The organism is Acidisphaera rubrifaciens HS-AP3, from assembly GCF_000964365.1.
Lineage (GTDB): Bacteria > Pseudomonadota > Alphaproteobacteria > Acetobacterales > Acetobacteraceae > Acidisphaera > Acidisphaera rubrifaciens.
In genome coordinates this window covers 1-1,370 of the sequence record NZ_BANB01000883.1, presented here as the reverse complement: position 1 = coordinate 1,370, position 1,370 = coordinate 1, and the positions used below count along the sequence as shown (strand labels likewise).

Here is a 1,370-nt window from a genome sequence, read left to right as displayed (position 1 = left end):
GCTCTCCGCCTCCGTCGCCGCGTCGTCGCTCGAAACCGGCCTGTTGCACCTCGTGCCGATCGCGCTGCCCGATCGCGACTTCCACGTCATCCGCCATGCCGGACGCTACCGCAGCCGCGCTGCCGACGCGCTGCTCGGTCTCATCGCCGAGTCCGGCGCAGCCCCCCGGAACGATCGCGCCGGGCGATCGGACGCAGCGCGAAACGGCGTTGGAAGACGCCGTCGCTGATCGTCATTCTCCAGCCGACCCGCCGCACGGGCGGGATAGGACCGGAGATACGCCATGCCGTCACACTTATCCGCCGCCGGCACGCTGCCGACCCGCCGCGCGCTGCTGCGCGGCGCCGCCTCGCTCGGCGTGCTGCTCGCTGCCCCCGCCCTCGCCGACCCGGCGGCGACCGCGTCCTCCGTCGGCCTCGGCTTCACCGGCCGCCCCGACCGCCGCGCCCTCACCTCCGCCTTTCCGCAAAAGGGCGAAATGATCCTCCAGCGCACCCGCCCGCCGCTGCTGGAGACGCCGTTCGACGTGTTCGACGACGGCATCTTCACGCCCAACGACCGCTTCTTCGTGCGCTGGCACTGGGCGGTAATTCCGGAGGCGATCGACACTGCCGCCTATCGCCTCGCGGTGCGCGGCCATGTCGCGCGGCCGTTGTCGCTGACCCTCGCCGACCTGCTGGCGATGCCCCGCTTCGAACTCGCCGCCGTCAACCAGTGCTCGGGCAACTCGCGCGGCCTGTTCGACCCGCCCGTCCCCGGCGCGCAGTGGGCGAACGGTGCCATGGGCTGCGCGCGCTGGGGCGGGGTGCGGCTGCGCGACGTGCTCGACCGCGCGGGCGTCAAGCCGGGCGCCGTCGCCGTCCGCTTCGACGGCATGGACGAACCCGTGGTGGACGGCGCGCCCGACTTCATGAAGTCGCTCGCCATCGACCACGCGCGCGACGGCGAGGTGATGCTCGCCTATGCGATGAACGGCGCGAACCTGCCGCTGCTCAACGGCTATCCGCTGCGACTGATCGTGCCCGGCTGGTATTCGACGTACTGGGTGAAGATGCTCAACGACATCGAGGTGCTGGACGCGCCCGATGACAGCTACTGGATGAAGACCGCCTATCGCATTCCCGACACGCCGCACGCCGACATGCGCCCCGGTCAGACCGGCGTGCCCACGGTGCCGATCAGCCGCATGGTGCCGCGCGCATTCTGCACCAACGCGGACAAGCTCGGGCGGGTGCGGCCCGGGGCGCCGGTCGCGCTGCGCGGCATCGCCTTCGGCGGCGATTGCGGCGTCGCCCGCGTCGATGTCTCGACCGACGGCGGCGCCACCTGGCGTCCGGCGGCGCTCGGCGAGGATGCCGGCGCCTACGGCT

At 72.3% G+C, this 1,370-nt stretch carries 1 protein-coding gene and 1 pseudogene; both read left to right on the top strand.

Annotated elements, in window-relative coordinates; all coding sequences use genetic code 11:
* Positions 1 to 229: pseudogene (locus B8460_RS18740) on the top strand (hypothetical protein); the annotation flags it as partial.
* A 54-nt stretch (positions 230 to 283) separates the two neighbouring features.
* Positions 284 to 1,370, top strand: a 1,087-nt coding sequence (locus tag B8460_RS18735) for a molybdopterin-dependent oxidoreductase (RefSeq protein WP_048863143.1), incomplete at its 3' end; no start/stop codon positions are given.